Below are 20,967 nucleotides of genomic sequence, written 5' to 3'. Positions count from 1 at the left end.
GGCGGCATGGCCCAGGGCCCCCGACTGCTTGCCGGGGCCCTGGGCTGGGGGCTGGGTGCTGACCGCTAGATCAGGCGGCCGTCACAGGTGCGGTGCTCGCCGTCGGCAGCAAGGTGGATGTCGTGGCACTCGTCGTCGTCGTGCTCGTCGGGGTCGTCGCTGCCGGCGGCGTGGTCGCGGGCCTCGTGGTCGTCGTCGAACTGGTCGCAAAGATCGTCAGCCAGTGTCACTAGTTCGTCGACGTAGTCAGCGGGAGCGTTCACAGCCTTTCGGACGGCGGCGGCTAGTGCCGCTGCCTGTGCGGCGTGAACAGGGTGGCTCGACAGTTGCTCAGCGATCCAGTCCGCACGTTCGGCGGCGTCGGTGAGATCAATCGCCGTGCCCTGTGCGGCGTCTTCAGCGAGAAAATGCAGGTCCATAGCCAGAAATCCGGCGCTTATTCCGGCGGCCTGGTAGTAGTCGTCTGCGCTCCACACGCGGTAACGGGGCTGGGTGCTGGTGTCCTGCATGGCGGGGTCTCCTGGCGCGTAGTGCGGTCTCGGGGCTGAGGGGGGACCGGCGGCCGTGGCGGTCGCCGGTCCCTGCCGGGCGGGGCTACGCGGCGGAGAGTTCCTCGGCGGGCGTGAGGGTGAGTTGGCCGGACTCGTCGCGGGTCCAGCGGTCCGGGTTGGCGGTGAGCTCGCCGTCAACCGTGACGAATTCGCCGGACTTGATCAGCTGCTGGCGGGCGCGGTGGACGGCGGCGCGCTCGGTAAGGGTGGCCTCCGGTCGGAGCCATGCCGTGATCACGGTGTGGGCGGCGCGGGGGTAGGTCCGGGCGAACGTCACAACCTGAGCGATGACGGCGGTAAATGCGCTGGTCGTGGGCTGGGTGGCGGTGACCTCGTCGGCCCAGGCGTTCAGGATGCGCTCCGCCATGGTCGGGAATCGGCGGGCCAGGCGGGCGCGCTCGTCGGCCAGCGTGGCAGCGTCGGGGGTGGCGGTGGTGCGAACAGTGGCGGGGGTGAGGGTGGATTTGCCGATAGTGCTCTCGATGCGTCCGGCGTCGCGCAGAGCGGTCAGGGCGCGCACGACAACGGCGCGGCGGCCGGGTTCGGTGTTCCACCACACGCGGAAAATTGGCACTATCGCGTTGGGGAACTCGTCGGCGAGTGTAAGGGCCTTCGCGGCGTCGGCGGCGCGGCGGTCGTCATTGACGGCAGCCTGAGCGGCTTCGTCTTCGCGGATCTCGTGGGCAACGTGGCTGTCCGCCCACTTCCGGATGATGCTGCGGTCAATCTTGCCGGACTGCGCCGCAAACCCGGTCAGCTTGTCCAGTAGCGTGCCCGGGTAGCGGGTAGCGAGCCACTCGCACCGCTTCACGACCTTGTCCTGTCGGTCGCCGATGATGCGGGGGAATCCGGCGCGGTTGGCCTTGGCGCACTCGGGGCACAGTCCGTTGTCACGGCTGGCGGTGACGGTGCTCGTGCGGGAGCGCGGAAGGTCGCAGGCGACGCACGGAAGCGCCTTCAGCGGGACTTTCTTGTTGTCGCGCTTCTCGTCGGCGAACGAGTAACCGAGGTACTCGGACGAGTCGCCCTCGGTCATCTTCGCGTCGTCGTCCACACCGAGCCTGTACGCGCAGTAGCTCACAACGCACAGCCAATTTGGCACGCGTTCGGCAAGCTCCTTGCGGGTCCTGACCAGGGCGGGGACTACTTCCTTGCCGACCTCGTGAATCTTGCGTGACCAGTCGCGCAGACCGAGCGGGGTGGTCCACCGGTCGGCCTTGCTGGTGCGCTCGGTCCGGTGAAGCCCAAACGAGGTGACGCGTTTCTGGGGCGCATTCTCGGCGTATCCGGGCCGGTAACCGTGATCGCTGTCGCGCACCTTGGGGTTGAGGTCGGCGTCAACGGTGTTCAGTTGGTCGTTCTCGCGGTCGTCCGTTTCCGCTTCACCCGGCGTGAGGTCTCCCGGAACGATGAACTTGGTTTCGGGTCGGTCGGACACCTGCGTCATGAAATTGAAAATGCCGTCAATGATGACGGATTCCGGGTCGTTGTCCCCGTAGCGGGCGGACAGTGCGGCGCGGGCGGTGGTCCTGTCCAGGTCGCCAAGGGTAGCGAGACATTCGATCAGAACCTGATACTCGGGGCTGTCGACGTCGAAAGTGTCGATCCAGTCTGCGGCCGTCGTCTTGGCCGCTTGAAGCGCGTCGTGGTCGCCTTTAGCGATTTGCGCGTCCATGTCCATAAGCAGAGCGAGAGCAGTACGCATGTTGACCCCATTACCGACTTGGCGCGAATCACCGGGCTTCGCGTTCCCGGTTTTTCTTACACGTTGATCCTATCAAGAATCCCCGCCAAACAGTCCGAATTGTGATAACGATAAAGTTACGGAAGAGACTTGAATTCAACGGTCCACCCTTTTCGTCCAGGCTATTTGTTCTCACGCAAAACGCGAGAGATCCAATTAGCCGCACGATTAGTCGCCAGACTGTTTAGGATACTCCGCCGCAAATCCCGGGGCGCGGTCCGCGCCGACGGAACTCACACTGCTACGAAGTCCTGGCGCGGGCCGTGCCCCGGGGCCCGGGGGTCCAGGGGGCCGGGGCCCCCTGGTACCACCCGGGTCCGCGCCGCGAGCCCCTGGCACCGCCGGCGCGGAGCGTCACAGGAGGCGGGCCGCGAATCCCCTACTTGGGGCACACCGCGTGACTCGCGGCATGAAACAGACGGCGGAGCGGGAAGCCGCCATCGCTGGTCGGGGTCGTGACCAGCGACGGCGGCCGGCCTGACCTGACACTCTTCACCGGAGGTCAGTAACGGCGCGCGGCGCCGCCTAGCGGAAGGCCGGCTATCCTTGACGGGCGCACCGGACTGCCAAGGGCTCTACCGACGCCCGTGCGAGTCCCGTGCCACGTTGTTCCTGCGGTCTTCGCAGGCCGTCCCCCGGAAGGGGGGCGGTTAGCCCCCGTTCCGGGGGCTTCCGCGGGAACACACCGAAGGTCGTGCCTCGTCTGAAGAGGCACGACCTTCGTCGTTCTGGACGCGGCACAAACCGGCTGGTCACCCGGCGGGTTGGGGCGGTTTATCAAGCGTGATAAACCGCCGTGGGTGTACACCGGCCGGGGATGCGGTGGTTAGTCCTCGCTCATCGCCTTGCGGTAGAAGGTGGCCTCGTGTTCGACCGAGGCCAGGTCGAGGATCGCGACGTCGGGAGCCTGGGCGCTCACGAAATATCGGCGGTCGAGGGCCATGGCGCGCTGTACGGCGACGAACTGATCCTCGGCCCGGACCACGATGTGATGGCGCCGCGGGCCGGCGCTGAGCAGCACGACGTGGTAGTTGTCGCCGGCAGTGAGGCCGTCAAGCTCGTCGCCCAGTTCCGCGATCGCACGGCGCTCGTCCTCCTCGATCATGCCCAGGCGCGCGCTGGTCAGCATTGCGCGCAGCCCGTCGAGCCGGTTGATCACGCTGATCGGCGTGTCGGGGTGCCGGCGGGCCTGGTCGGCGTTGTCGCGGAGCAGCTCGACTGTCTCGACCACAGCGAGCGGCCACGGCTTCGGCTTGCCCATGGCCTTGGCCTCCAGGTCGTCCGCGATGGTGTCCAAGGCGTCGGCGATAGTCGAGGTCGGGCGGGCGGGCTGGTTGTCCAACGTGGTGTCCCCTGTTCGCGGTCGGTTGTTGGTAGCGGGGGCTGGCGGCCGGCTCGCGCCGAGTACGGGCCGGGGCGGCGGATGCGACACGCGCGAGCGCACCTGTGGGGCCTGCGCGCAGTGCCGGCGTCCGGTCAGCTTCGGGTGAGCCACACCGGAAACTGCTCCGCGGCATAGGTGATCAGCCGTCCCGATCCGAACTGTCGGCCGATGGCGTGCATCAGCGCCAGGGCGGAGTCGCAGCCGCGCGGGTCGTACTCGGCCGGCACCTCGAAGTCGTGCCCGTCGAAGGTGTCCCCATTGAAGGTGAAGTCCATTCGATAGGCGGTGCGCCGCACGGGGTGCCGGCCCGGGGTGGAGTAGCCGTTGATGGACTCGCCGAGGGTGATGATCGCGGTGCCGTATTCGGGCACGCTGAACGTCCACACGCGGCCGCCCTGGAGTGCGCGGTCCAGCCGGCGCTCGTAGGTGGTGTCGGCCGCGCGCTGGGCGGCGGTGCCGGTCAGGCACCCGGGGTACATGATGCTGACGGGGGCGCTGTCGGGCTGCCCGTCGTGCTGGTGGTCGCCGGGGGCGTCTGCGGTCTCGGGGCACCACCGACGTTCGGCCGCCGCGATCTCCACGTGGAGGTCGGCGAAGTCTGCGAAGATTCCAAGGTCGCTGTGGATCACGTTGGACACGGACGTGATGGGCTCGCCGGTGCCGGCGTGGACCAGGTGAAGGTCCACATTGATGAGGGTGGACGAGAACGTTGCCACGGCGGTCACGGTGCGGTGTGTCCGTACGGCGATCGGGCGATTGTTGTGTGTGGTGAAGAAGGTCCAGTCGTGAAGGGCCATGGCACGGTGTCCGTTCCTGGGTTGGCGTCGGGAACGCGCGGGTGAGCGGTTGCTCGGGCGGTGGAGGTCTGGGTGTGGCGGGTCCGGCTCACCGACAGCGGCCATGCGGTGGGGCCGCGCACCGTTCTGGGGGATGAAGCGGTGCCCGGCCCCGGGGCCCGGCCGCGCTCGAGGGGGAAGCGTCGGCCGGGCGGTCTTGTTCGCCGGCGCGTCGCTGGCCGGTTCGGGGCATATGCCGCGCTAGGCGAAGTAGCTGTCCGGCGGGTAGTGGCCTGGTCCGAAGCAGTTGCTCAGGGACAGGTTGTGCTCGCAGCTCGGGTTGAGCACGTCGAACACGCGAGGGAAGGCGCTGGGGTCGTACGGCTCGTCCTCGACCTCGTGGAAGGCGCAGGCGTGGCTCTTACGAGCGATGAACGCCAGCGCGTGGTTCTCGGCGTGCGGTCCCTGGAAGGAGACGCGGTAGGTGTGGTTTTGCGCGCAGACGCGCACGACGAGGTGCAGAACCGGCGTGCTGGGGTTGTGATCGGCCGTGTTGTCACGGACGGGCCGGGCATGGGGCCCGTCGATCGCCTGGGCCGGGTCGGCGAGGGCTGGTGGCATGGCGTGGCCTCCGGGCGGTGGTGGTGGGGTCGCTGGTCGGTGGCCACGCCACGTCGCGGGTGAAGCGGGGAAGGCTGGGCACCGCCGTGGGGGGATGGGGCGGTGCCCGGCCGGGGAACCTGGCCGCGCTCGGGGTAGCGCAGGCCAGGTTGGTCATGGGCGTTCTGTCGTGGTGCTCAGCTCGTCATGTCTTCGGCCAGGCGCAGGATGCTGCGGGCCTCGGCGAGCAGGAATCTCCTTCCCCGCGGCGTCGAACCAGATCCCGCGGCCGGACTCGTCACAGCACCTCTCGGGGCGCACTGCCGGCCACATCCGGCCGGGTACCTCGATCACGCGGCTGCCGGGGGCGATCGGCTGCGCGGCGCGGAAGGTGCCGGGCTGGCCGTGGCACTGGACGAGTTCCTCGCGCACCGTCATGGGGGTGCCGTCCACGTTCGGCAGCTCGAAGGTCGGGTTGATGGTGGTGTGGGTGGCTGCTCGGGCGGGCGGAGCGAAGGTGGGCATGTCGTCGGTGAGCAGGGACTCGTTCGTGGACACGTGATTCCTCCATGAACTGGACGGTTTGGAAGCGATGAGGACGGCCATGGGTCGAGGGCCCTGAGCGCCTCAGTGGGAGCCACCAGGTCGTGAATCCGCCTCGTAGCCGGATGCCGCGCGGGGCGTGGGTGCAGGCACGACACAGGCCCCAGGGCGTGGTGCCTGGGGCCTGGTCGATGTCGGGGTGCGTGATGTTGGTCTCGGCGAATGCCTGCCCGTGGACTCCGCACCGCACCCACGCACCGCGTGTGCGCGGCGCGCTCGGCGGCGGTGAGCCGGCGGATCGCTCAGCCGCGCGGCGGGCCGGCCCGCCGTGTCACCGGGACACCAAATCGGGCCGCAACCGGCCGTACGGGGCCACCGCGTCGTTGTGGCTCACCGGCCTCCGCCCCGCCGCCGGGCCGCGCCGGTGACGGCCTCGGCCAGTTTCTGCTGGCGGCAGGTGATCTCGGCCGTCCAGTAGTCGGCGTCGGTGGGGGTCATCTGGCCGCCGGTGTACGCCAGGACCTCGTCGCCGTCCTCCACCAGGGCCAGCTTCCGCTCGGCGTCGACCACGGTCGACGCCAGCGACAGCAGGTCCACCTCGGCGCCGGTGCGCCGCGCGGTGTCCTCGGGCATCGGATAGCCCAGCTCCCGCACCATCGCGACCGTGCGGTCCAGGTCGGCGACCGCGCCGGCGACGGCCTCGGCCAGCGCCTGCCGGTGCCGGGCGATCTCTGCCTGCCAGTAGTCGGCGTCGGTGGCGATCGCCTGGCCGCCGGTGAACACCGAGACCCCGAGGCCGTCCTGGACGAGGGCCACCTTCCGCTCGGCGTCGACCACGTCCGAGGCCAGCGACAGCAGGTCCAGCTCAGCGTTGGTGCGCCGCGTGTTGCCCTCGGGCATCGGATAGCCCAACGTGCGCACCATCGCGACCTTGCAGTCCAGCTCGGCGAACGCGCCGGCCAGCATCGCCCGGGCGGGCTTGATCTTGTTCACGTCCATGGGTTGTCGCTCCCCTTGTCTGGTGTGTGGTTCTGCGGTGGGCGAAGCGGGACGTCCCAGCCCACGCTGATTGCCAGTCGGATCCGCCGTGCGTCGGCCGGCTCGCGCGGCCACGGCCTCGCTCGCCTCGCCGTCTGGGCACGGTTTTGCGCCCTTGGCATCGCCGCTGCGGCTATCCGGCATGGGCCTCAAACGCCAGGTGGCCAGGACTGCTGGCGCCAGGTCTGCGAGAGGAGCGCAAGCTTGGCTCGGGCAGAGACGCCGCCAGGTTGCGCGCAACCACCGACTGCGCCGAGTAACGCCCAGCGGGGCGCCCAGCAGCAAGAGGTCGCCGCACACCACCAGTACGTGTGCGCGGTGGCCGACGCGCGCGAGCCGGTCAACCGGTGGCGCGGGTGGTCTTGGTCTGAATGTGCGCTCGGGCGAGATGATCCGGTGCGCGTGTTCCTGGAACGGGTGGTGCTACCGGGGGCCTGCGGGCTGTTCGTTGGGCATGAACGGCCCGTATGCCGATCCGACCAGCTCCCTAAGCGCGCGGGCCTGTGGCGACCGCACTTGGCCGAGTTCGGCGAGCTGGCGGGGCCGGAGGATCTGGGCGATCATGAATGCGATCGTAAGGTTGTTGATCTCGTCCGTGGCGGCATCGGGATCATCCCCTTGGACTGTGTCGACCAAGGCGCGAGCCTGGAGCACCGCGCGCATCAGCAGTGGCGGGTGGTCGAGCTTGAGGACATGGCCCGGGTCTGCGTCATAGAGTCGGGCCGCGGCCGTTTCTGGCTCTACTTCCACCCACGCCGTGTGCGGGGTGACCCAGGTGGACTGTCGACGTGACACAAATCGTCCGCTAGCCGTCACCCAGAGGTCGCGGGTGGCCGTGATGCCACCAGCTCCTCGTGTGCTGTCTGGGGTGGATGTGAGGAGCTGACGCGCGGTGGCGTGGTCGAACCACCAGCACCGAAACGTCGATCTCCAGCAATGGGATGCGGGCCACTCTGCATTGTCTCGGTCGGGTTCGGTGACCACAACGGCAGTCTCCGACGGCGTGTCCGCCCAGTGGTGGAGTTCATCGAGGACTCGCGTGTCGGAGGTGCGAAGGTGACGGGCGATGTCGGCGGCGGCGTCGTCGGTGAGTTCGGTGTCGCCCAGCATGTCGGCGAGGTCCTGGGCGTCGAGCGCCTGGGGGTAGAGGAGTCGGGCGTCGAAGTTGTCGCTTTCTAGCACAGCCCAGCCGTGCGGGGTCAGCATGATTCCGCGGTGTTCGGCTGTGGGACTCGCCTGGTGCAGCCTTGTCACCAGTTCAGCGTTGAGATCGAGGTACATCGCTGGTTCGGCGTCACGGGCGCGGTCCATCGGTTGCCTTCCTACGTGGTGGCGCCTGCGCACGGTGCGGCGCGCTGCTGTGGTGCTGTTCGTTGTCGCACAAGGAGTGTTGGCCCAAACCCTGACGGGTGGGGCTGTGCCCGGCTTCTGTGCCGGGTCGGATGCGGTTCTCGCGTGGTGTTGTGCTGGACGGTCCGCTCGTCGCTGTGGGCGTGGCGCGGTGTTGGGGCGGGGGGCGTGTGCAGCGGCGTGGTCCGCTGCCGGGTGCGTGTTCGAGGCCGAACGCGGATAGCCCCAGTGTGGTTGTGGCTGAGCCGCTATGGCCGGGGCGTCGCGAGAGGGGCGCGCTCGCCTGACTGGGAGACCACTTGGTCCGCCGCGGCGATTGCGGTGGCGACGCCCTGGCGGATGAGCTCGTTGGTGCCCCACGACCGCGGCGATGTGACAGGGCCAGGTACGGCATATAGAGGGCGTCCGAGGGCCTGCGCCGCGGCGGCGTTCGCGTGAGCTCCGCTGCGTTTTCCAGCCTCGACGATCACCGTCGCGTCGGACAGGGCTGCGGTCAGTCGGCGGCTGGCGATGGACCGCACTCGGGCGGGCTGTGCGCCGAGCGGGTACTCGCTGACCACCAGGCCTCCGCTGTCCACGAGGTTCCTCAGCAACGACTCGCTTCCGGTGGGATAGGGACGGTCGAGTCCACCACTGCGCAGGGGTCATCGTTGCACGGTCGTCGTCGCTGTCGATGTAGCGCCAGGTGATGTCGATGTCTGGGTCGATTACCAGCTCGGACGCGGGAACACGGATCTCGTGGCGGCGCGGTGGGTGAGACTGTCTGCGATGGTGACGGGGTCGTCGATCGGGTTCAACGTCAGAACGGCGTTGTTGAACTCGGTGGCCAGGGTGCGGGCCGTGATCCTCCACCGGTCCAGTTCTCCGAGATCAGCACACAGCCGGCCTGAAGGTCATCGACGTGGATGACGGGGTAGCCGAGGAACCTGGTCATGCCTTGCGCCTGGTCATGAGGTGCAGTGTCCGACGATGCAGGGATGCGTACGAGTGAATGTCAGGCCTTTGGCGCACAGCGGATCCACGCGCCGGCCTGCGCAGAAGGGCCGGCTGGACGCCGCTGCGGGGGCGGCGTCCAGCCGGAAGCCGGTCCGGGTGCAGCGGGGACACACCGAGCGGCTTTTTCAGGTGGTTCTGGAGCGGCTGCACGCGGCCGCTGACGCGGTTGGGCTGTTGGATGGTTGCGGCCTATGGCGGGTCGACGGTGACACGCGTCGTGTGGCCGGGTCGATCGCTAGCCGCCTGCGGGCGGCGCTTCGGTCCTCCTGCGTTGTGCCAATATGTTGCGTGTGTTGATGTTCTGCGGTTCCGGAAGGTCCGGTGTGGACCGCAGACGGACCGGCCGACATGTGCGCGGTTGTATTCGGCGGGACGGGTTATGGCCGGGGCTGGCGGTGGTGCGCCCCTTGTGGTGCAGGGGCCGCCGTGGGGCCGGTCGGGGTGCGCCGCGGGCACTGGCTGCGTCGATGGCTGTCGGTCACGAGTGCGGCGGAAGTGCGGCTTGATCATCCCGGACGCTGGGGTGTCAGTGGCGGGTTCCGGCCTCGGCGACGCTGGGTTCGCCCTGCGGTGTCCACAGTGGCACGATTCCGGATGTCACCATGCAGGCGTAGGCGTACCACTCTCGATCCTGCTGACTGATGTCATCGGATTCGCGGTGAGGGTGGGCGATGACATCGAGAAGTGCGTCTAGCGCGGCTGAGAGGTCCCATCGTCTGGTCGCCCCCAGCAGGCGCCTCGTGTCGCCCCATGACACGGCTCCGGCCTCGTCGCAGCTGATCGACCAGGTCCATGCCGTTCGTGTCGGGAGACCGGCGAAGACTCGGAAATGAGATGTCGTCGCCTTGTCACCGACGGTCACATGCCAGGACTCCGTGGGTGTGGCCGCGACGGTGAAGGTCTGGGAGGTCAGGACTGTGACGTCGGCTCTGCTCCAGCCGCGCTGGGGCTGGGAGAGGCGTTGGAAGCCCTCGGTGGTCATTGTCCATTGAGTGCCATCGACCTCGATGTGGTCCCCGGGCCCAATGTCGCGGCAAATTGCAGCTCGGTAGTGAGTGACCGCGACGGCCTCGTGTTCGAGCAGTTCGCTGGGTGGCGAGCTGCCGAGCAGATCGACAGTTCTGCGTAGGATGTCCTCGATCGTGTCGAGAACGCTGGTGTAGGAACAGCTGTCAATGAAGCGGTCGGCGAGCCGGGAACTTCGGCAGCCATTGCTGTCGAGGTTGTGCAGGACCCGTATGTGTCGCATGGTCGGGCAGTCCTTCGCTGATGGGGTTCGCGTCGCGGTGTGTGGGTGACCGGGCGCAGTGTGGTGTTCGAGGCGGACCGAGAGCAGCTGTTCGTCACCATGCGCGCCGATACCGCCGGCTCCGTCGCGTCGGGTGCTCGACGCACAGCGGTCGGTAGGTGCTCGTCGTGCGATGGCTGGCGTCGTGCCGCTGAGATCCACTCAGTGCATCACCGGGTGGTGCGGGCGACCGGACACGGTGCGAACGCCTGACTGCGATGAGGGTTGCCCACGTCGGGTCCGCGGTGGGCGCCAGTGCTCCGCGGTGGGACTCTCAGTTCTGCCGCTGGCTGGCGAGCACGTGCGCCGGTGGCGAGATCGACCGAAGGCGGCCGGGCACCTCTATCGGGGTGCGAGGTGCCCGGCCGCAAGCTCGGCGAGCGGGAGGGGAACGCATCGCCGAACTCATCCAGGTGGTGTGAGGGTCCGCTGGGCGCGGACGATGCTGTTTCGGGTCGGCGGTGACATCAGGGTGGCAGGCCGTGACGTCGACGACCGGACCGCTGTCGTCCGGTGCGAGGCCGATCAATCCTCATACAGCAGTAGCTGTTCGGTGACTTCGGCATCGCAGTCGAACAGGATGTAGCGGCAGCCGTGGCGGCGGGCCAGTTTGATGATCGCTACGAGTTCCGGTGGCCAGTCGCCTTTCGCGGCCATCTCGTCGATCACCTCGCACTGCGGGGCGTACACCCACCAGCCGAAATCGTGCGGGGTTCGCTGTGCCGACAGCCCGGGATAGCTGTCAAGGTCCGCGCGGATCTGCGGGCTCAGGTGCATCGTGGACAGGTCAAGAACCCTGAGGAAGACGAGATCGCCGGCCCCGGGCACTCCGTCCGCGGTCGGGGTGGTCGTGGTGGTCACCGCGGGCTGCCTTCTCCCCGGTCGTGCTCGGCGAGCAGGATGCGGACCAGGGCGACGGCCTCGGCGGCGCGCTCGGTGCACTCCCCTGGCGCGCACTCGGTGCGGGCGGTGGCGGCGGCCGAGTCGTGCGGGGACTGCCCGGACTCCGCGATGCTCAGAGTTGCCTTTCCGGATCGGCCGCGGAAGTAGAAGCGGCGGCCGTCCGACAGCGCGCCCTCGATCTGCAGCGGCGCGCTGTCGCAGGTGATCGTGGCGGTCTGTATCTGCGGCAGTGCGATGAGTTTGCCGACCAGTTCGCGTCGTGCGGCGATGGTGTCGGGGCCGCACATTCCGGTCGGGTCGTAGACACGGTCGTCGTCGGAGGCGGGGGCGGTCATGGCGGAGTGGTTTCCTTCGGAGTCGTGGGGCGCACTCGCGGAGCCGTCGCTCGGCTGGCGGTGATAGGCGCGTGGGAGCAGCGACATCGGCCTTGGGCAGGAAACTGGTCGTCGCCGCGCATGCACCCCGATCGGATCCGCACGCGTAGTGGCCCTGGGTCTGCCTACATCGGATACGTGGGGCTGTGGTCAGTGATCGAGCGGACCTTCTCCACGGGCGGTCCGCTCGCCGTCGCGGAGTGCGGCGGGCCCGGTTTTTCTTGCCGTGACTGGTACTTGGTGGGCGTGGCGTGTCAGGCCGCCGACTGCGTCGCGCGCGCCGTCTTCTGGCTCTCGATGTTGCGGTGCCTGGTCGCCAACGCTTTCGCGTAGCGCGCCGCCTTCGCTGGGCTGTCGGCGCTCCACCCGCACGAGCACTCCGCCCACCACGACGTGTCCGCTCCGCACACGCTGGTGTCGTGCCGCTGCGGCAACTCCGACCGGCATCCGCAGCACGTGCGCGGCCATGCTACGTCCGCTGGGTCGGCGTCGATGCTCTCGGCGTCGGCGTAGGTGGAGGTGTTGCACCCGTCGCACCGGACTCCGTACTTGCTGTGCCACTCGCCCCACCCGTCGGTGATCCACCAGTCCGGGTGCAGCGCGATCCGGTGGCGGTTGAACACCTCGTGCAGCTCGTAGGCTTCCGTGCCGGAGAAGATCAACCATGCGCACGACAGGATGAATCCCGCGTGGTAGGCGGCTTCCAGCTCGCGTCCGTTGTGGTCGACTTCGTTGGACCACTGGTTGCGCAGGAGATCCTTCAACGCTGCTTGGATGTCGTCCCGCTCGGCGTCGCTCAGGTCCTGCTCGTGCGTGAAGTGCCACCAACGCTCTCCCCTGGCCACGGCCGTCGCGATCTGCCCCCACCGCTGACGTGCACGGTCGGTGGCGGCCCGCACCTTCCGCCGCTGCGCGTGAGTCATGGTCTTCCGTGTGGTCCTACGCATGGTGGGCACGCTCGCTTTCCTTTGCCGCATGGGAAGAACGCCCCGCAGCCGGGCTCAAGGCCACGGGTGCGGGGCGTTCGGTGTGGGTGGGGGAAGATCTAGGTGGACGCGTCCGCGTCTGGGGGCACCACCGCGTAGCGGGTGGGCGGATAGGTGATCAAGCTCGGCGTGTACTGGTCTCCGCCGAAGTAGATCTGGTGGCGGCCTTGCGTCCACTGGTCGCTTCCGTCGCCCATCGGGACGTCCGCCGGGAATACGGCCATCACCGGCCGCGCCACGTATGTCCCTCCGCACGGGTCGCTGAGGTCCGGCACCATGATCATCAGGTTTGCGCCGGCCGTCAGCCGTTCGATCATCTCCGCGGGGCTGATGTTCTCGGGCTCCTGCACGTCCATGGTCGGGCTCGCTCTCGCTTCTGGATGTCGGTTGATCACCAGACGCCTGCGTACCCAGTCCGCGCTACGGTGGACTGGGTGTGCAGGAGTCGACGAAATCAGCCGGACCGGCGTGCACGACAACGCCTCCAGCTCGCGATGCGCCTCGCGCGTGCGGTGTGCGATGTCAGGCAGGCTCGCAGCGCCGATCACAATCGCGAGGCGTCGGAGGTGTCGGGCCGGGGCGTAGGGGCCCGGGAGTCCCTGGCCGTGGACTGGGGCACTGCACTGCTCGCGCTCGAGACCGCCCGGCACTGTGGCGTCGGCCGCAGGACGGTGGACCGCTGGCGCAGCCGACCGTCACGATCACGCGCGCGCCGGGTGAGGGTGCCGGCGTGACCGTCCTGGCGGCGCAGGACGGTCATGGGCGACCAAGCGGGTTGAGTATCGTTCATGCGAGATCCGACAAGGTCACGATTGGCAAGAGCCGCAACGAATCAGGGTCATGCATCGAAGGGGCATAGACGGCGAAGTTGTGGTGACCGTCGAAGTAGTCAAAAGTCTCGGTGTACCCGTCTGAGGGCATAAGGTGCAAGGCTTCGGGTGTGGCAAGGATGACGTTGTCTGTCATGGTTTCCTCGCCGTGGAGCCACTGCAACAACTCTTCGGACAGCCAGTAGAGCCGTCCATCGTCGTCCAGGCCGAACAACTGGGGGTTCATCTGAAGGCCACCAGCGTCGGTGTAGGTGTCCCAAACGCAGACGAACTGAACGCCAGTTGCTTTGAAGAGGGTGTCACAGATCCGGTTGGCCAGATCGGGATCAAGTCCAAATGCTAAGGACCCACGGAGTTGTTCGATACCGTGGTTCATCTTCGGATCCTTTGTCTGCAACGACTTGAGCACACGGTTGATGTGGGTCCACACCGCGCGCAGCCGACGGCCCATGACGAAACCATCCTCTCTGGGAAACTGACGTTCGGTCGTTCGTGGGATCGAGTTGGCATGGCGCGGTTTCTGCTTCCGGTGCCGAGCGTGTCGGGGTGAGCGGAGCCCGCCGACGGAAAACCGGCGGGCTTTTGCTTGCCAACTTGTATTAACGTCCAGCATGTGGCCAGGAGTACGTGCGGCTCAAGATACGGAAACCATTCCTCTCACGTTTGATTTTGTAACAACCCCAAGGTTCAAGGTCCCGAACAGAAGCCGGGTTTAGCTCGACAGACAGTAGAACACTCGGTACTTCCACGGCAGTAATGTACAAGACCGTTCACATGCATAGAACAACTTATAAAGCCGACGGGGCCGAGTCCCACGGGTCGTCGCTAGCCGATCCGCCAGCGGTGGAACCGCAGCTGCCGCAAGTCCTCCGGGCTCGCCGGGATCGACTTCAAGGCTTTTCGGCCGAGTGCGGCGACGGTGAGGGCAGCGCCAAGCGGGTGGTTGCGGGTGTGATGTTGCCTTCAGCGGTATTTGGGAGCCAGGCTCAAGTGCGGGTTGGCGAACTTGGCGAGGACACGGAGATCACCCTGGGATGAGAGTGGCCCCCGTGATAGCTGTGCACTGGTGCGGCGGCAATCAGGTCGAGCTCGGCGGTGGTCCGCTCGGGTGAGCGCTGTGACCGTGACGAGGCCTTTCAGTTCCTGGGCCCGCTGGCACACTCGTATGGTCCCAGCCCGTCCCGATCGGTGAACATCGTGACGCCGCGCACCGACCACAAGCCGTCGGCACCCTGGGACAGACCCACGAACGCGAACGGCTTCCCGTCCCGTCCGGCAGGCTCGATTTGCGCCTCGACGCCGGCCCGGTCGCCACAGACCTTCGAGAACAGCACCGTGATCGCCGGCGCGGGCTCTCCAGGCGCTCCGACGGTGCAACGGCCCTCCCGGCGGAGCGTCGGCAGCAGTTCTGGACTGGCCAACGCGCACATGGTCGCGTCTCCGACGGCCTGGCGTCGCAGCACCTCCACGCCGACGGCACGGGCGTCACCGCGGTCCAGCGGCGACGGGCCGGCGGGTGGGGATCCCAGCCGCACAGTCATGATCACTCCGCTCACGACGATCGCCAGTACGGCCCCAGTGAGTACGAGCCGACGCCTCGGCCGCCGCGTCCCACCGGTCGGCTCGGAGGGTTTCGTTGTGGGGTTGGTCAACTGCACGATGGACACGGGCTGTCCTCCTTCTCCGCTGGTGGGCGATATCGAGGTTCGCGACGGCTGGGTTGTGGGCGGTCGCTGGGCCAGTGCTTGGGGATCGTACCGGTGTTGACGAGTCGGACCGTGTCATGCTTGATCGCAGGATCTGACCGATGCCCAGTGGGCACGCTGGGCGGGTTGCCCCGGGGCCATCGTTGTGGGCCGTGGCGTCCGCTAGAAGGATCGGTTCAGCCGTGGCGAGGACGGAGCCGGGTGGTGTCTGTATACGCGTTGAACGCGCCCAGAACGACGGCCATGGCCTCATGGCTGGCGAATGTGTAGGGCTGCACCGGAACCTCCGGTGTCGTGGCGGGTCGGTCGTAGACGTCGTGCTGGTCGAACCGTGCGGCACCGTGGCACTCGAGGCACATGGCGTGACGTTCCTGTGGGCGGATGCCGGTCGGGTGACAGTGGCACGGACGGGGGCAAGACCCGTCCGCACCACGGCGACGCGGTCAGTCCTCCGGGTTGCACTCGGCGTGGTTGTCGAGGTCTCCGGCGTCGAACCGCCCGACCCAGTGGGTAAGCGGCCGTGACCGGCCGGTGTTGACGTCGACCGAGTAGCCCTCGGACACGTCGACGTAGCCGCCCTCCGACGGGTCGGTGATGGCGAGTTTGGTGATCAGCGAGTCGATCTCCGCGTACCAGGTGCGCGCGGGGCACTCCGGAACCGTGGCTTCGTGGTTGCACTCGGGCAGCACGTCGCGGGTGCGCGCCAGCTTGTCTAGTAGCGCGGTGCGCGCCGCATCGGCGGACTCGCAGCACGTGGGCGCGGACTCGGGCGAGTAGTCGCCTAGGTTGCTACCCACGTGCCACCGGTACGTGGTGGTGTCGGACATGCCAGACCTTCCTGTGGTGGGGATGCGGCCAGGGACCGTGGCGACCCGGTCGGCGTGCGCGCGGGCACCATGACGGCCCGGACGGGGCGGTCAGCTCTGCGACTGACGCTTTCGGCTGTCGGCCGCCGTGAGCGCCCGCAGCACGCCCGGGCCACCGGCGTACTGGTCGTACGCGTCGCGCCCGCACAGGATGTCGTCGGAGTCCACAGGGCGGATCGTCGCTGGCTGGTCGCAGTAGTCGCAGATCAGCCCATGACTGGTGAGCCCGGCCCACGCGGCGCGGCCAGCGTCGGTGAGCGTGTCGTGCGGCGCGACGGACCCGGTCTGGTGGGAGTCCACCCAGCCACGCCGGATCAGCGCGCACAGCGTGGCTGAGTGGGGCTCGGCGGCTGCGGGCGTCACGGCGTCGGCATGCCGTCGGTAGTACTCCAGTCCGACCAGCATGACGATGGACAACGCACGGGTGGACTTCACGGGGAACCTCCGTGTGGTGGCGTTCGGTGTGGACGTGGCATGCGGCGGGAGAGTCCACGCGCCACCGAATCGACACCGGGCGGTGGTCAGTCGTCGACACGTTCGCTGTAGACGGCTGTCCCGTGGCCAGTGACGGACGTACGCGTGACGTGCACGGCCGAGGGGTCGAACTGCGGCCCCTCACGCTCGGTCAGTTCTGCGATGATCAGCGCACGTGCCTTGTTCGCGTCGGCCACCGCGTAGTCGGTCAGCGGCACAGACGCGTGCCAGCGGCCGAATCCGTCGGCCCAGGTGCGAACGTTGTGCGTCGGTGTGGTGTCGGACATGGGGAGGTACCTCCGCGGACGAGGGGTTAGCGGGCGGGGATGCCGAAGACGAAGGCGTCGGGGGCGCAGACTGCGGCCGAGGTGAGCGGCTGGCCACCGTAGCGGGCGTAGCTGAAAGCGGCACGTCGGTGCCGCAGCGACGGATGTCGTCGACGGCGGGGTTCGGATACACGGCGAGGTGGCTGCGGCAGAAGCCGGTGTCTAGCAGCGGCCCCGAGCGCGAAGTCCCTGGTCAGACCAGATCCGTTCAAATTTCCGGATACTACGGCAACCCCGGCCGGTGTCGTGCTGGCGCCAGCAGCACGACACCGGCCGGGAGCCGAGGAACCCAAGTGTCCAAGCCTCTCAAAATGGAACCTCCGCGCTTGGGTTCTCCTCCGCCCCTTCAGAATTCGTGAACACGCGGCGGAAGTTGGCGTACCGCAGAGACGGGCCGACCTCGTCGACCTCGAGCTCGACAACCGTGCGCTTCTCGCCTTCCTTGGTCTCGTACGACCGCCGCTTCAGGCGACCAGCGACCAGGACCCTCGCTCCCCGCGTGAGGCTCTCTGCGACACTCTCCACTGCCTGGCGTCAAATGTTGCAACGCATGAACAGCGCGGCGGCGTCGTCGACGGATCAGCCGAGCTGCGCGCGGACGGTGTCGGCGTGGCGCTCGATCACGTACCAGGTGCCGTCCACGAGGACTGCGGCGCAGACGTCGTCGTCGTTGTCGGCATCGACGGGCACTGTGGACACGTCGAAGGTGGACTCGGTGACCTCCCAGGCGGCGCCCTCCCCCGCCCTCGCCGCGGCCTGCATCCACAGGGTGTAGCCGATTTCGTAGTTCGAGACACCGGTGAGCTCCTCTGGCAGGAGAGCGGGTACTGCCGCGGTGATGGCGGTGACGTCCACGGGGGCCACGCGGTGTCCCTTGCTCTCGCCCCGGTTCGGCACGTCGGCCCAGGTCACGTTGCGGCCGAGCATCGACTGAAGCAGCATGCCGTTGACGCCGAGGGCGTCGAGGTCATCTTGGGTGAGTTCGCGCGCTGGGTCCACGTCCGGCGCCATCTCGCTGGTTTCGGGTTCGTGCTGGTGTGCCATGACGGTTCACCTTCCGGGTAGGGGACGGTGTCGGGCGGGACGGGCAGCGGTCGAGGCCTGCGATGGTGGTGTCCGTCGCGGCTGGATGCGCGTACAGGGTTGCGGGGCCTCGTCGGGCCTAACCCTGTTGTGCTGCTCCCATCGTCGGGCGATGCTCGACGAGGGCGGACGCGCCGTGAGAACCGGGAGGCTTGTCGGCGGAGTTGGGTCAGGGATTGCCGAACGAACCGAGTGAGTCAGGAAAGAACGCGAGGCAGCCTAGGTAGGTAGCGGCTACTCTAATGGCTCGAAGGGGTCAGCGATACGATCCGGCGAATTCCACAGAGCCGAGAACACAAACCTTTCATATACTCCGCTTGCTACTGCCGCCTTATGCTCCGCTGGAAAATGCTTTGCATTGCGCCCTTAAATCTCTACTAAGCTCAGGCCCTGTAACTTCTTAATCTTGTTTCAGGCAAGGCCAACACATTTTTTGCGCTCAGGACACCGGGAGGCTTGTCGGCGGAGTTGGGTGCGCTGTCGGCGGCGGCGTGGGGTCTGGCGGTGTCAGGTGCCGTAGCCGCCGACGACCTGGTGTGTCGCGAGGCTGTTGATGAGAGCCTCGGGGGTGAGGTACTGGCGGTACCAGGTGTCGACTTGTGCGCTGCCGGCGTCGTCGTCGGGGTCGGCGAGTTGGGTGGCGATGGCCTGCTGCGCGCCGTGGTTGAACGGGCCGGGCCAGGAGTGTCCGCGCATGCCCGCGATGACGCCGGTGTCGTCGTCGACGAGGATCATGATCAGGGGCATGTGCTGGTCGGGGGTGACTGTGCTGAGTCCGGGCGGCGGTGCGATCTGGCGGGTGGCCATCCAGGGGCTGTCCCACCAGGGCATCGCGCCGATCTTGATGCCGAGGACGACGACGACGCCGGCCAGGTACAAGGGCGAAGCGGATCCAGCCATTGTGGAACTCATGTCGGTACGCGGACGCGGGGCGGGACAGGAAGATGGCGACCTCGACTCCCCCTTCGCCGCCGACATGGTGTCCTTTGGTGAGGATCCGGTTGGCGTTGTTCGCGGGCCACCTGGTGACGCCGGGAGCGTAGAGGCCGCCCACGGTCAGCACGCGCATTGAGAGCTCCTTCGGCTCCAGTGGGGACGGAGGACGGGTGTGGTGGTCTCTCGCAGCCGGGCGATAAGTCCAGCTGCGGTGAGGCTGGCAGGCACCTGCCCCCTGGGAAGTCGGGACCGGACGGCGGACGGCGCAGATGTCTGGCCGATCGCGGTCGCTGGTCGGTCGTCCTCATGGAGGTGGTCACGGTGCGGTCGTTGCTGCCTGGTCGGGCGGAGTCGGCGGCCGTTGATGGCTGGTCGTCGCTGGCAGGCGCGCTCTCGGCGCCGATTGGGTCATGGTGATTGCCTGGCTGGGGCTTGCCGTCGCTGTCGGTTCGCCGCAGGTGCGCCATCCGGCGGCCGGTGTGGGGAAGGCCGGTCGGACACCGCCGGGGGTTGTGCGGTGTCCGACCGGGAACTGCGCGGCGACCGGTCGGGGTGCCGGTGGCGCGGAGTTCATTTCGGTGGTCAGTGATCGACGGATGGCACCGGTGCCGGCTCGGGGAGGTCCGTGGGGTCGGGCAGGGTCCACACCCAGCGCTGGATTGCTCCGTCGTTGAGGATGTGCCAGTCCCGCTGCAGCGGCACCGGCCGATTGGTCTTGAGGATTTCGTTGAGGTGTCGCGAGGCGTGCGTCAGGGCGCGTTGCTGCCAGTGCCGGGTGAGCGTGTCGGTGTGGCGGACCGCGAGGGTGTCGTCGTGGGATGACGTCACGGCGACGATGCGTGGGTCGAGCCAGGTGGAGGCGTGATCTTCGCGGCGGATTTCCACGATCGCGGAGACTGCCTCGAGGTACACGCTGCGCACGTGTATCGCGGCGAGCGCGGACAGGTGCTCCCGGTGCATGTCCTTGGCTGCGTTCAGCTTCGCCCGGTTCTGTTCGGTTCGGGCGCTGAGGGCCTGCAGGTGGCGCATCGCGGCGAGGTCGCCTCGCCAGAACCACGCCGTCCACCGAGTGGGACCGTGGTGGCTGTGTGTCCAGGTCTCGATGTCGCTGTTATCGGGGTCGGTGTCGTTCCAGAGCGTGAGTGCGCCGGTCATGGCGCCGCCACTGGAGTCGGCGTCGATGATCTGCTGCATCTGGGCGGTGGTGATCAGTGTGTAGCCCTGGAGGGCTGCTTGGTTCTCGACGTCGGCGAGGAATGCACGCGGCTCGCGGTGGTCGGGTGCGGTGAGAGTGATCTCGGCGGTGCACTGGCCGGCGAGCAACTGGAGGTAGGTGTAGCCGCGCCACAGCGAGTGCGCCCAGACCTCGCGGGTGGCTACGTCGGCACAGATCAGGATGAGGCGCTCGTCGACCCGGTTGCGTCCGGTCGTGGCCTCGCGCAGCACGCGGTCTGTGCCCTGGTAGTGGGTTGCGGCATGGTCATCGAGCTCGTGCCAGGTGATGGCGCGGGCGCGGCTCCAGTAGGCGAGGTTGTCGATCAGGGGCGCGGCGCACAGTGTGTTGTCGCTGAGCCAGAGGACTTCGTCGGGGTCGGTCGTGACCATGATCGGAGACTCGAAGGTGGGGACAGGCAGATCCCAGTTGCGCAGAGGGCCGGGCGCCGTGGTCTCGGGCTGTCGGGCGCGTGCCCACGCCGCGGTGTCTGTCCACGCCGGGCGTGTCGGCGTGGCAGGAAGGTCCCCGGCGGCGGTGAGGGTGGCGTCGGCCCGGCGGGGCCAGTTCACGAGTCCGTTCTCGGGTTGATCGGGATGCTGACGATCTGGTCCTTCCATAGGTGCCAGAAGACGGTGCGGCCGTCGTGGCCGATGACGAAGCGTTGGTTGCGTCCGGGCGGGGTATAGGCTTCCATGCGGAGACTCCCTTGTGGAGGCGGGACGACGGCGCAGGCGTCCTGCGCTGCTGTGGGCACGGGCAGCGTTGTGGTGCTGTGTGGGGGGCCCGCGTGGGCGGTGCGGCGCCGCGGGGTCCGGCATCGGTGGTGTTGTCGACGGGTGCGGCACTGCGGTCGGCGGCCCGCCCCGCGCCTCGGTATGACCGAGACGCTGCACGCATCGGCGTCGGCGGTGGGCTCACCTGTGACGGCGCGCAGCGGCTCGGGCGCGCCGTGGCCGTGGCGTTCCTGCCCTGTGGTTGTTGCGTTCCTGTGGTGCCG

General features: G+C 68.0%; 23 protein-coding genes and 1 pseudogene. All 24 read right to left on the bottom strand.

What is annotated here, in order from left to right; genetic code table 11:
- Positions 1–65 precede the first annotated feature (65 nt).
- Complete coding sequence (locus KUTG_RS51730; RefSeq protein ID WP_043727540.1) at positions 66–509, bottom strand: hypothetical protein; 444 nt, start codon at positions 507–509, stop codon at positions 66–68.
- 85 nt (positions 510–594) lie between these two features.
- Positions 595–2,226: a hypothetical protein gene (locus KUTG_RS51725; protein ID WP_157495426.1), complete on the bottom strand. Its 1,632-nt coding sequence runs from the start codon at positions 2,224–2,226 to the stop codon at positions 595–597.
- Positions 2,227–3,121: 895 nt separating this feature from the next.
- Complete coding sequence (locus KUTG_RS51720; RefSeq protein ID WP_043727537.1) at positions 3,122–3,637, bottom strand: hypothetical protein; 516 nt, start codon at positions 3,635–3,637, stop codon at positions 3,122–3,124.
- Between the two features lie 134 nt (positions 3,638–3,771).
- Entirely contained in the window at positions 3,772–4,395 is a 624-nt protein-coding gene (locus KUTG_RS51715; protein WP_157495425.1) for a hypothetical protein, read from the bottom strand.
- A gap of 321 nt (positions 4,396–4,716) precedes the next feature.
- Positions 4,717–5,076 (bottom strand): hypothetical protein, encoded by a 360-nt coding sequence (locus KUTG_RS51710; RefSeq protein WP_043727534.1) that lies wholly within the window; start codon positions 5,074–5,076, stop codon positions 4,717–4,719.
- Between the two features lie 153 nt (positions 5,077–5,229).
- Complete coding sequence (locus KUTG_RS51705) at positions 5,230–5,613, bottom strand: hypothetical protein (RefSeq protein ID WP_043727532.1); 384 nt, start codon at positions 5,611–5,613, stop codon at positions 5,230–5,232.
- A gap of 375 nt (positions 5,614–5,988) precedes the next feature.
- A complete protein-coding gene (locus KUTG_RS51695) occupies positions 5,989–6,597 on the bottom strand; it encodes a hypothetical protein (protein ID WP_043727528.1) in 609 nt (202 codons plus the stop codon).
- Between the two features lie 462 nt (positions 6,598–7,059).
- Positions 7,060–7,947: a hypothetical protein gene (locus KUTG_RS51690; protein ID WP_157495424.1), complete on the bottom strand. Its 888-nt coding sequence runs from the start codon at positions 7,945–7,947 to the stop codon at positions 7,060–7,062.
- A gap of 287 nt (positions 7,948–8,234) precedes the next feature.
- Positions 8,235–8,627, bottom strand: a complete 393-nt coding sequence (locus KUTG_RS66915) for a DNA-processing protein DprA (protein WP_084580847.1) — start codon at positions 8,625–8,627, stop codon at positions 8,235–8,237.
- A gap of 881 nt (positions 8,628–9,508) precedes the next feature.
- Positions 9,509–10,231, bottom strand: a complete 723-nt coding sequence (locus tag KUTG_RS51685; RefSeq protein ID WP_043727523.1) for a hypothetical protein — start codon at positions 10,229–10,231, stop codon at positions 9,509–9,511.
- Between the two features lie 564 nt (positions 10,232–10,795).
- On the bottom strand, positions 10,796–11,131 hold the full coding sequence (locus tag KUTG_RS51680; RefSeq protein WP_043727521.1) for a DUF5983 family protein: 336 nt from the start codon (positions 11,129–11,131) through the stop codon (positions 10,796–10,798).
- The gene (locus KUTG_RS51675; protein ID WP_157495423.1) at positions 11,128–11,508 is read right to left on the bottom strand and encodes a hypothetical protein; all 381 of its coding nucleotides are present in this window, start codon (positions 11,506–11,508) and stop codon (positions 11,128–11,130) included. The genes KUTG_RS51680 and KUTG_RS51675 overlap by 4 nt, the downstream gene beginning before the upstream one ends.
- A 293-nt stretch (positions 11,509–11,801) precedes the next feature.
- On the bottom strand, positions 11,802–12,470 hold the full coding sequence (locus KUTG_RS51670) for a hypothetical protein (protein ID WP_157495422.1): 669 nt from the start codon (positions 12,468–12,470) through the stop codon (positions 11,802–11,804).
- Positions 12,471–12,592: 122 nt separating this feature from the next.
- Positions 12,593–12,889, bottom strand: a complete 297-nt coding sequence (locus KUTG_RS51665; protein ID WP_043727516.1) for a hypothetical protein — start codon at positions 12,887–12,889, stop codon at positions 12,593–12,595.
- Positions 12,890–13,319: 430 nt separating this feature from the next.
- The gene (locus KUTG_RS51660; RefSeq protein WP_043727513.1) at positions 13,320–13,814 is read right to left on the bottom strand and encodes a hypothetical protein; all 495 of its coding nucleotides are present in this window, start codon (positions 13,812–13,814) and stop codon (positions 13,320–13,322) included.
- 685 nt (positions 13,815–14,499) lie between these two features.
- Complete coding sequence (locus KUTG_RS51655) at positions 14,500–14,904, bottom strand: hypothetical protein (RefSeq protein WP_157495421.1); 405 nt, start codon at positions 14,902–14,904, stop codon at positions 14,500–14,502.
- A 608-nt stretch (positions 14,905–15,512) separates the two neighbouring features.
- On the bottom strand, positions 15,513–15,866 hold the full coding sequence (locus tag KUTG_RS51645) for a hypothetical protein (RefSeq protein WP_198047668.1): 354 nt from the start codon (positions 15,864–15,866) through the stop codon (positions 15,513–15,515).
- Positions 15,867–15,986: 120 nt separating this feature from the next.
- A complete protein-coding gene (locus KUTG_RS51640) occupies positions 15,987–16,370 on the bottom strand; it encodes a hypothetical protein (protein WP_043727503.1) in 384 nt (127 codons plus the stop codon).
- A gap of 86 nt (positions 16,371–16,456) precedes the next feature.
- On the bottom strand, positions 16,457–16,696 hold the full coding sequence (locus KUTG_RS51635; RefSeq protein WP_043727501.1) for a hypothetical protein: 240 nt from the start codon (positions 16,694–16,696) through the stop codon (positions 16,457–16,459).
- Positions 16,697–17,041: 345 nt separating this feature from the next.
- Positions 17,042–17,305, bottom strand: a pseudogene (locus KUTG_RS51630) (single-stranded DNA-binding protein); the annotation flags it as partial.
- Between the two features lie 9 nt (positions 17,306–17,314).
- Complete coding sequence (locus KUTG_RS51625; protein WP_043727500.1) at positions 17,315–17,779, bottom strand: hypothetical protein; 465 nt, start codon at positions 17,777–17,779, stop codon at positions 17,315–17,317.
- Positions 17,780–18,325: 546 nt separating this feature from the next.
- A complete protein-coding gene (locus KUTG_RS51620) occupies positions 18,326–18,730 on the bottom strand; it encodes a hypothetical protein (protein WP_198047667.1) in 405 nt (134 codons plus the stop codon).
- 606 nt (positions 18,731–19,336) lie between these two features.
- Complete coding sequence (locus KUTG_RS51615) at positions 19,337–20,200, bottom strand: hypothetical protein (RefSeq protein WP_198047666.1); 864 nt, start codon at positions 20,198–20,200, stop codon at positions 19,337–19,339.
- Positions 20,201–20,535: 335 nt separating this feature from the next.
- The gene (locus KUTG_RS65620; RefSeq protein WP_255360998.1) at positions 20,536–20,664 is read right to left on the bottom strand and encodes a hypothetical protein; all 129 of its coding nucleotides are present in this window, start codon (positions 20,662–20,664) and stop codon (positions 20,536–20,538) included.
- Positions 20,665–20,967 lie beyond the last annotated feature (303 nt).

Origin of the sequence: Kutzneria sp. 744, assembly GCF_000568255.1 — a bacterium.
Lineage (GTDB): Bacteria > Actinomycetota > Actinomycetes > Mycobacteriales > Pseudonocardiaceae > Kutzneria.
This window is presented reverse-complemented; position numbering and strand designations above follow the sequence as displayed.

What these genes read in the sequence shown, in the direction of transcription:
- KUTG_RS51690 (WP_157495424.1), bottom strand. Translation starts at nt 7,947, where the DNA reads ATGGACCGCGCCCGTGACGCCGAACCAGCGATGTACCTCGATCTCAAC.
- KUTG_RS51725 (WP_157495426.1), bottom strand. Translation starts at nt 2,226, where the DNA reads ATGGACGCGCAAATCGCTAAAGGCGACCACGACGCGCTTCAAGCGGCC.
- KUTG_RS51685 (WP_043727523.1), bottom strand. Translation starts at nt 10,231, where the DNA reads ATGCGACACATACGGGTCCTGCACAACCTCGACAGCAATGGCTGCCGA.
- KUTG_RS51665 (WP_043727516.1), bottom strand. Translation starts at nt 12,889, where the DNA reads ATGGACGTGCAGGAGCCCGAGAACATCAGCCCCGCGGAGATGATCGAA.
- KUTG_RS51635 (WP_043727501.1), bottom strand. Translation starts at nt 16,696, where the DNA reads ATGTCCGACACCACACCGACGCACAACGTTCGCACCTGGGCCGACGGA.
- KUTG_RS51660 (WP_043727513.1), bottom strand. Translation starts at nt 13,814, where the DNA reads ATGGGCCGTCGGCTGCGCGCGGTGTGGACCCACATCAACCGTGTGCTC.
- KUTG_RS51620 (WP_198047667.1), bottom strand. Translation starts at nt 18,730, where the DNA reads ATGAGTTCCACAATGGCTGGATCCGCTTCGCCCTTGTACCTGGCCGGC.
- KUTG_RS51675 (WP_157495423.1), bottom strand. Translation starts at nt 11,508, where the DNA reads ATGACCGCCCCCGCCTCCGACGACGACCGTGTCTACGACCCGACCGGA.
- KUTG_RS65620 (WP_255360998.1), bottom strand. Translation starts at nt 20,664, where the DNA reads ATGGAAGCCTATACCCCGCCCGGACGCAACCAACGCTTCGTCATCGGC.
- KUTG_RS51695 (WP_043727528.1), bottom strand. Translation starts at nt 6,597, where the DNA reads ATGGACGTGAACAAGATCAAGCCCGCCCGGGCGATGCTGGCCGGCGCG.
- KUTG_RS51655 (WP_157495421.1), bottom strand. Translation starts at nt 14,904, where the DNA reads ATGACTGTGCGGCTGGGATCCCCACCCGCCGGCCCGTCGCCGCTGGAC.
- KUTG_RS51710 (WP_043727534.1), bottom strand. Translation starts at nt 5,076, where the DNA reads ATGCCACCAGCCCTCGCCGACCCGGCCCAGGCGATCGACGGGCCCCAT.
- KUTG_RS51670 (WP_157495422.1), bottom strand. Translation starts at nt 12,470, where the DNA reads ATGACTCACGCGCAGCGGCGGAAGGTGCGGGCCGCCACCGACCGTGCA.
- KUTG_RS51625 (WP_043727500.1), bottom strand. Translation starts at nt 17,779, where the DNA reads ATGGCACACCAGCACGAACCCGAAACCAGCGAGATGGCGCCGGACGTG.
- KUTG_RS51730 (WP_043727540.1), bottom strand. Translation starts at nt 509, where the DNA reads ATGCAGGACACCAGCACCCAGCCCCGTTACCGCGTGTGGAGCGCAGAC.